This is a genomic window from Noviherbaspirillum sp., assembly GCF_036846085.1.
Lineage (GTDB): Bacteria > Pseudomonadota > Gammaproteobacteria > Burkholderiales > Burkholderiaceae_D > Noviherbaspirillum.
This window is the reverse complement of the sequence record NZ_DAIUCO010000240.1, coordinates 1-8,322: the sequence shown is the minus strand read 5'-3', so window position 1 is coordinate 8,322 and position 8,322 is coordinate 1. Positions and strand designations below refer to the sequence as shown.

The following is an 8,322-nucleotide window of genomic DNA, read 5'->3' as shown; positions in this document are numbered from 1 at the left end:
CAAAGCCCCACCTAACGGCAACGATTTTCTGTCCAATCAAACGGGGCCATCTCTGAAACAATGAGATTGAAAAAGTTGAACCAACCTCGTTGGATATGCTTAATCGGTTCTGACCAAGCATCAAAAGTTTGGCTCAATATCTACCGCAATCCTGATTTGGCTTTTCACGGAACGTCCCTGCAGCTCACCTGGGAGAAATTTCGCACTGAGAAATGCATTTACAATCAACTCTTCAACATCTGCAGGCAACAACGATTCTTCGACTTGCGCTCGGACTACCTGTCCTACTTCGTCGATAAATAATCGAACCACGGCGGTTTGTGATGGCACTCCATGAATCTGAAAGCGCTTTGTCGCTGGATCCTCTTGGACTATCCGAGGCTTTTGCGTCAATTCCTTTGATGAAAAGTAGTGTGGATGTTCAGGCTCTGCGACTTGTGGAATGCTTTGTACGGAAGTCGGCTCCGAAAAGATCCGTGTGGTCGCTTGGTTTTTCGGAAAAGCACGACCGTCATGTCGCACTTCAGTTTGCGGCGCTGCGTTCACCGAAGAATCGGGTCGATTGCCCTCTGCCTCGCTTTTGAGAAGAGACACATTCATTACTCTCTCACTACCAACTTCAACTCGATTGCCAAGGAGAGAAAAAATGCCCCCTACGAACAACGCATGAAAGGATAACGAACTCGCCAGAGCCAGCAACCCGGCTTGTCGTTTAACGAAAAAATTTAGAACCACAATCTTTGACCAATTATGACGCTGCGCCGAATCAAAAACAGGTAGCTCCAGAAAAGAGAAGCGGATCAAAATCCGCTTCTGAAAGACCCGCTAAATTAATCAATCAACTCACGCCATGAAACGCGTTTTGCATTGACACTCGTACCTGGAGGCGTCGCACCACTTACGATATTGCCGCCAGTATCAGTGATGATCACGCCGAGGCCACCGCCACCGTTTTGAACAACTGTAATACCAGCCACCATAGCGTTTGTTTTCAACTTCTGCCCGACCATATTGCCAGCGGACGACTTCAAAAACTGCCCAGTTTCATAATCGAAGTAATAGATCCAAGATTCCCCCCCGATATTGCAGGCATTGGTATTCGGCACATTGGCTGCCACGATCAACATACCCAATTGCTGCTGCATATCTACATTTACCCGTTCGCCGGGTGATTCATTATTCGGGTTCAAATCAACATACCATCCGTTGTCGTTGGCCCATGCCACATTCACAGTTGATGTTGTACGTTGAGCTTGACCATTGCTGGAAAAAGATGAAAGCGTTTGCTTCACCAAGGTGCCTCCTGTGCGAACTTTCCCAAGTCCTGTTTCCGTAAGCTTATCCTTGAAAGCGTACACCGATTGCTGACTCGTATCGACAAGATCTGTTAGCCCGAGGTACTTCCCAGTTGCAACCTGCACAATCGGGTATCGCACTCCATTCTGATAGATCTCTGCCAACAACGGCTTAGTCGTAATAGATTGCACACCGGCGCCGGCTACTTGGCCCAACTCGGCAATGAGAGTAGCTTCTTTGCCTGTAGGTGGAACGACATTATCGATATCAAAGCGCCAAACGTTGCCCAGCAAGTCTCCAGCATAGAAGCGCTCGGCAGTGTTATCGAAAATACTGTCGACCCAAGCGTTCAACTTTCCAAGACCGCTCGGCGTTCCAGTACTGCCTGTGTTGGTACTGATTTTCTCCAACAATGCGCCAGTATTCGCATTCAATATATAAAGATAGCCTATACCATTTCCAGGCGAAACATTGTTATATCCCGAAGTGAATGCAACAACCCAAGTACCATCCTTGCGTTTTGTGATGACCGGATTTCCGAACGTGTAACCAAGATCACTATCCGTTGCAACTGTAAAATTCCATAGCGGTTTTGGTGTAGCGGGATTCGTAATATCCAGTGCATAGTAACCTCGCCCCCCCGCATTCATACCTGCGACAAGAATTGACTTCCACTGACTCTTACTGCAGCTGCTACTTGGCGCATTTGGACAAATATCCCCAATATTCGGTGAGCCATCTGTAAAGTATTGATGGTTGGTTCCGTAATTTTTTTCAGCAAGCTTATACAAATTCGGCATCACCATCGGTGGAATGTAGGCCCATTCTTCAACACCTGTTACGGCATTAAACGCATGCAGCATACCGTCATTGGCACCAACGTAGACCATCGCTTGTCGATTCTCGTTGTCGCTTTTAAACGCGCTGAAATTATCGTCAACATATTGGAACGGTGGCTTCTTCAGGTACACAGGCTGAGAACCCACCATGTCGCCAAGAACATGCTCACGATCACGGAAAATACGGTTCGTCGCCGGGTTGCTCGACTCATCTTCAAATCCGGATTGGCCGCGAATAAAGTTGACCAAGTTAAGACCGGAAACCAATGACTTTTGGCTTGCATCTAATACGGAGCACTGAGACAGCTTCGGTGTAGCTCCGCAAATATTGTTGAAATGAGCCTGCTCCGCAGACGTAAGGTTAGCCCAAGTAAAGAGCTTCATACTGCCCGTCGAGCCATTCTGGGTGTAAATGGTACGGGTATCACTCAAAGCCGAGACTTTTGAGTCGAGCAGAGGTTGGGCTGCCCATAATTTAGTCGCAGATACTTCGCCAGTTCCAGGATCGATAGGCCTGGCCTCAAGATCCCCATCCCATTTCACAGTACGATAAAGCGCCACGTAAGCAAAATTATCTCCTGCAACTGGTTGAAGGTTACTGGTTGCAGCCGCCGATGCAGCTCCCTTTCGAGCTGTGACACCAGCTAGCGCTTTCGTAATTCCGCTCACCAATGAATCAGGATTCTGTGCGCTAAAATATGTGCCGCGTCCATTTACTGCGGCATGCCACAAATCGTCAATGGCAGTGGGTTTATCTGCCTGCGGAGCAGGCCAATTTTTGGTGCCTTGAATTATCTGGTTAAAGTCACTGGATCCACCCTGCTGATAATTGTCCGAATATGTCAATGTTCCGTTCACACCAAGGCCGAGTGTGAATGTCGTCATATGCTGCTGACTATTCACGTCATCGCCACTTCCAGGAACATTGTTTTCACAAACATCATTTCCAAGTACTCCAGTGCAGTTGCTTAATGCGTCGGTACGCAGATCAGTCTTGTAGTAATACATCGCCACGTCAGCAAGTGTATTGGCGACATTTGCGCTATCAAATAATGGACGCAAGGTAGTGCCGCCATCTTGGTTGCCCACATTAGTGCTTCCATTGATTTGATAGCCGTCTCCACCGTTCCAATATCCGTCGGTAGAAAGAATCGCGAAGTTTTGCTGGCAGGAGTATTGAACTGGATCTATGGTCGAAAATTGACCGGCATACATCCGTCCAGCCTTCGAAAGAGCATCGCGAAGCGGCGTACCTCCGCTAGGACTAGTACCATACAGCTTTGAATACCATGTAGCTCTATGAGTATCGTTGAAATCATTAATGCTAAGGAAACGGCTATCTGAATTATTGGTTCCGGTGTAATTGATGGTATTCAGCCCGATGCGATAATTGTTATCAATACTTTTGAATGCCAGACCTGCGGCACTCTTCATTGCCATGATACGGGTTCGATAGAAGCTGTACCAATTTGCAAAATTCTGCCTTTCGTCCGAGGCATTAGGTCCAGAGCTCGAGCCAACAACAACCTTGTACCAGTTCTTGTTCCCTGATGTAGACGTATCGAATAAATGATCCTTACAATGATCATTGTTCGAATTATCCCCAAGGTTTGCCTGTTTGTTGCCTTTATAAACAAAGTAGTAAGCCGGTTCGCCGGAGTTTGGTAAAGTATTGGATCCGCCTGGAGTACAAGAGTTGCTATCTTTCCAGCAGTCTTCCGAGTATCCGGCGGGCGTTTTCGGATCGCTGTTATTTGAACGCCATGCCATGAAGTTTGTACTCAAGTTTACTGTCACGGAACCAGCTTTGAAGCCATCGAAATACGCTGCGTTAAATGAGGGGGCAGTAAAATTCGTACCGTCCGCATTCACAGGTAATGCGTATGTGACGTTCGGATTGTAATAAGCCTTATTACAAAGGTGAGATCGGTATCCAATCTTGTTCTGATATCCATTGGCATAGACACTGTCACCAAGATAGCTCCAGGTCATACTCCCTGAATCATCGAGAATAAACATTACATTCGGTTTCACTACTGCTGATGAAGAGTTTGCCATCGGCGAGTTAGCAATATCAGTTGTAGCGGCATTCAAAAAGGCGCTTGGCAAAAGCAAAAGTAATGACAACAGCGGTGCTTGCAATGCGCGTAACAAGAATGAATTCATATCAACCTCAAATTAGCTTTGGCATTACATAAACAGTGAAGACCTAAGCAGTCTAGGAAAACACATCTAACAGTTTTTCGGGAATGGCAAATCGATATTGCCAAACGCAGACTATTTGCCGGCCGGGGCGTGGCTGCTCCCACCGGGTATCTTCTCAATCGGAAAATGCATTACGGTCTCCACAAAAGTTACCGAATTTTTCGGTCCCTTTGCCCTAGACGTAATTCGGTAGTAAACAGATGGCGCTCCTTGCGCGCGTGGAGTACCAGGACTGATTTCGTCTTTATTGGGACTGGTTTCCGCCGCCGGCAAGTTCGTGGCGCAACTGTTACCCGGATCATTTACTCCTCCACCGGTTTTGCAAAGACGATGAATAATGTAATTCACGGAGTTCCCAAACCCTGCGTCCATTGGAGCGGAAGGCGTAACGCAGGCGGATGCATTTGCGCCGTTGCATCCGTTCAAATCCCAGTCAACCAATGCTTTGTTTGGATCTTTGCTGGTCCCGGTTAGGTCTAGCGCATCTTGGCTCGTAGCGTAATAACCTTGTGAAGCTTGATCAGTGTTTGTCCCTGCTCCAACAGTCCGCAACCAGTCGATGGCCGTTTCGGTACCTGTATCGGCGGCCCACGTAGTGCCTTGCTTGAATCCCAAGTTTGCAATGACTACATTGCCTGTATCGACGGACCTTATCATCGCCACACCGGCCATGGTCATCGCCACTAATATGATCAAAGCAAACAGAAGAACGACACCATCTTGTCTAATCGAATACCGCCTTGGTAGACATATACTGGTTGCCGGCGTAGCTTTATGCCCAACCAATGCATGCGATGAAGACTTGTTCATGACACTCTCCATATCTGATTACGGAGAGGCATAATTGCTTCAAACACTTTGTATCGATGACATTGCCACAGTGGGTACGCGGCTCCATTGGGATGCCGGCTCACGTCAATATCGACATTGTTTAACCACATTGGGCGGTTATTGGAATTTGCAGTCGTGATATCACAGCTGCCACCAGTAGCTTTCTCCACCAGACCGCTGCGTGCAACCAACGCAAGACGTATGGCGTACACGCGATTCAAGGCGGCGCCTGGCGGTATTACATCGCTCCAGGTATCAACGATCCCGTCATCGACCCCATTCATGTCGATTCCATATTGCGCCTGAAGATTTACGATGCTCGGCGCAAGAACTTGTACGTCAACAGTATTTGTAGCTGATCTGAAATCGCCAAGAACCAAGTTGCTGTTAGCATCAATCGAGTACGTTTTCCGAACTAGCCCACCTAGATTGAACAGCGATGCGCCAGCTCTATAACCATCCGGTTTGGGGAAAATGTTTTGTCCGCCGGGCGGATTCCATGGACTCGTATTTTGATGGTGGATTTGGACATTCCCGTTCGGTATGCCGGTTATTTGGAGAAGTGTGCAGTCTTTGCCGGTTTCAAATGCAACAACGAGGTCATTCTCCTCCATGCCGAGCGTCGTGTTCAAAAACATGTTAGTCGCTTGCGGCGGATGATTAGTAATAATTCGGGCAGGCGCAGAAAAAGTAGATTTTGAGCTGTACATCACTGTTATTGAATCCGGCAGCCCGCCTACTCCTTGAGTGATAGTAATTGGCGTCAGCTGAAACGTCGTGTCGTCTCCGTCGTAGTTAGCATTTATCGTACATCCCAAGGCACCCACAGCATTGAATCCATAACCGGCGATCCGGACATCGCGTTCTATGGTGTAAATTCCAATACTTCCATTGGTTTGAGCATCAGATCCGGTCGTAGTAGTGCGTTTCTGCGACTCGGAAATCGCAAACACTTGGGTCATCACCAAGGCTGCGATCATGCCGATTGCCAGACCGACCATAACTTCAATCAATGTGAATCCGATGTGTCGCCGAAGGTGTGAAAAACTCATGGCACGCTCTCTGTTTGCCTTAGTTATGATTCGTTGCGATGACACGTGCCACCGCAACGAAATTATGCGGACTATGTTCTCCAGGCCCCTGCCAGGAAACAGTAACGCGCACCACGTTGTTTGCATCGATAACTATTTCAGGTGGATTTGCAGCCGCTCCAGGAAGCGAATTGACTACACTTGCCTGCCACGGTGCGTACGCCACTCCACTTGGACTTTCGAAATTGGCTTTTAATATCGCGTTGTTCTTATCCGCCGCCCACATCTGGCCAATTATCTGACCAGCAAACAGGCTTGCTTCACTCCGATATTTTGCCGTGGCCGAGTCTTTGGTTGACACCGCCATCATGCCAACAAGTCCCAGAATTCCAAGAGAAAAAATTAATAGCGCAATAAGATTTTCAATAATGACGATACCGCGCTGATTTTTAGTCGTGATGTTCACTTTGCCCCCTACTCGCGATCAAGCACAGCCTTGCGGATTAACTGCGAATACCAAGGCTGGATCGCACATTCTGATTTGACCACCGATTCCCACCACTACAATCAATCGACGCGCTTTTGAGGACAGATCATTCGTTATATCAAAGCGCGTGATGTCGGTTCCGACGTTCGCCGTTGGAACACGTCCCATGCCGTTGAAGCTGACTCCGGTGTCTGCGGTAAATCCTGCACCTCCAGCCAGCACGGCAGCAAATTGGTTTACAGGTGGCGGATTTGGGATTGCCACAGCACTTACTCCGACTCTTGCATTCGAACTGCCGTCGCCTGCGCTTCGGCTTTGAATAACAGCTGGACAATCATCTTGTACAGTGACGCAGCCTACGGTCCAAGCCACTCGACCTACAGGGCCAGTCAATTGAAACCGCACAATCGCATTTCGTCTTACTGATTCGGTCCGGGCGAGTTGCAAGCCGTTTTGAATCGACTCGGCTGCTGTACGATTTTCCATACCTTGAATCCATTGCGTAAAAGACGGCAAGCCCCATACAAACGCTAAAGAAACGATTGCTATTGCAATCATCAGCTCAAGCAAACCAAAACCCTTGAGCTGTTTCGCGGTTAGCATGTCTGGCCCTTCTTTGTTACCCAACACGCGAACGGAGGATTTCCCCAACCCGCGGGAACGGATGTGGTTCGCATTTCGTTATCTTGATTTATGGAATAGACAAAGCCGTCCATTGGGCCGCCAGCAATGCCGGTCGCGCGGGCTTCGAAGGTCGTTGCCGTCAATGTTGGGCAACTAAACGTAAAGTTGTTGGGATTTGGTAGTGGCGCAACAGTATTGGGAGCACACGCACCAACATAGGTGCGATTGTCCGTGAAGTACTGTTCTAGATTTGCGCGAAGCGCCGCTAAATTTGTATGGGCTGTGGGAATTCTGCCCCTTGTTATGTAGTCCCGATAAGCCGGAATAGCAATACTTGCAAGTATTGCTATGGCGGCTACGGTAATCATCATTTCGATTAGCGTAAATCCATTTTTACTATGATGCATTTTATTTCTCCGCAAAAGCTGGCACTTCGAATCTTAGGAGAGATTCGAAAAAATGTACCTACGGAAAGACAAATGGTGTTTTTAAAAAGATGAACGGTCCAGAGTTTGCCAAAGTGATATCAGCATTAGCAAGCCATGTTTTGTCTACCGCCCCTATCCAGGATTGAAGATCGAAGGTCGAGAACGCTAAAGACGGGATACCAATATTGCATGCTCTCCATGCTCTTTTCGGCAGAGGAGGTTGAAACCTAAAGCGTTGGAAATGGCATGCTGACAAGTTTGAACAGATTTGGCGAACAAACCATTAATTTGACTTCTTATCCGCTTCCGGCAACAAGCAAGCCTCCACCACCTGCAAATCATTATCCTTCGCAAAATTCACTACGAAGTGATAAGCCAAGGGCTCGATCTCCCGCAGCGCCGCATTCACCACGACGGATCGCACGCCATTGAGCATTGTCGGCCGCACATAGGGCGAATACTGGAGATGGGCATTCGGGCCACCCGAGCCTTCAGGGCGAAAGCAGGACATGACGCCGCATAGCCTTTCCGCCCAGTCGCTGGGACGAAATTGTTTGCCGTCGCTGGTGATGCCCTGGATG

The 8,322-nt window shown here is 48.2% G+C and carries 8 protein-coding genes; all 8 read right to left on the bottom strand.

Annotated elements, in window-relative coordinates:
- Nucleotides 1-120 precede the first annotated feature (120 nt).
- Nucleotides 121-804, bottom strand: coding sequence for an energy transducer TonB (locus V7080_RS21035; RefSeq protein ID WP_334190346.1), 684 nt, complete (start codon nt 802-804; stop codon nt 121-123).
- 26 nt (nt 805-830) lie between these two features.
- A complete protein-coding gene (locus V7080_RS21030; protein ID WP_334190345.1) occupies nt 831-4,301 on the bottom strand; it encodes a pilus assembly protein in 3,471 nt (1,156 codons plus the stop codon).
- Between the two features lie 111 nt (nt 4,302-4,412).
- Nucleotides 4,413-5,150: a pilus assembly PilX family protein gene (locus V7080_RS21025; protein ID WP_334190344.1), complete on the bottom strand. Its 738-nt coding sequence runs from the start codon at nt 5,148-5,150 to the stop codon at nt 4,413-4,415.
- Entirely contained in the window at nt 5,147-6,223 is a 1,077-nt protein-coding gene (locus V7080_RS21020) for a PilW family protein (RefSeq protein WP_334190343.1), read from the bottom strand. The genes V7080_RS21025 and V7080_RS21020 overlap by 4 nt, the downstream gene beginning before the upstream one ends.
- Before the next feature lie 19 nt (nt 6,224-6,242).
- Entirely contained in the window at nt 6,243-6,668 is a 426-nt protein-coding gene (locus V7080_RS21015) for a type IV pilus modification PilV family protein (RefSeq protein ID WP_334190342.1), read from the bottom strand.
- A gap of 18 nt (nt 6,669-6,686) precedes the next feature.
- Nucleotides 6,687-7,292, bottom strand: a complete 606-nt coding sequence (locus V7080_RS21010; RefSeq protein ID WP_334190341.1) for a GspH/FimT family pseudopilin — start codon at nt 7,290-7,292, stop codon at nt 6,687-6,689.
- Nucleotides 7,286-7,720 carry a type IV pilin protein gene (locus V7080_RS21005; RefSeq protein ID WP_334190340.1) on the bottom strand — a complete coding sequence of 145 codons (435 nt, stop codon included), beginning with the start codon at nt 7,718-7,720 and terminating at the stop codon, nt 7,286-7,288. Before V7080_RS21005 ends, V7080_RS21010 begins: the two co-directional genes overlap by 7 nt.
- 304 nt (nt 7,721-8,024) lie before the next feature.
- Complete coding sequence (locus V7080_RS21000) at nt 8,025-8,321, bottom strand: DUF3579 domain-containing protein (protein WP_334190339.1); 297 nt, start codon at nt 8,319-8,321, stop codon at nt 8,025-8,027.
- Between the last annotated feature and the right edge of the window lies 1 nt (nt 8,322).

Coding starts and splice junctions, on each gene's coding strand:
- V7080_RS21025 (WP_334190344.1), bottom strand. CDS start 5,150: ATGAACAAGTCTTCATCGCATGCATTGGTTGGGCATAAAGCTACGCCG.
- V7080_RS21030 (WP_334190345.1), bottom strand. CDS start 4,301: ATGAATTCATTCTTGTTACGCGCATTGCAAGCACCGCTGTTGTCATTA.
- V7080_RS21010 (WP_334190341.1), bottom strand. CDS start 7,292: ATGCTAACCGCGAAACAGCTCAAGGGTTTTGGTTTGCTTGAGCTGATG.
- V7080_RS21020 (WP_334190343.1), bottom strand. CDS start 6,223: ATGAGTTTTTCACACCTTCGGCGACACATCGGATTCACATTGATTGAA.
- V7080_RS21005 (WP_334190340.1), bottom strand. CDS start 7,720: ATGCATCATAGTAAAAATGGATTTACGCTAATCGAAATGATGATTACC.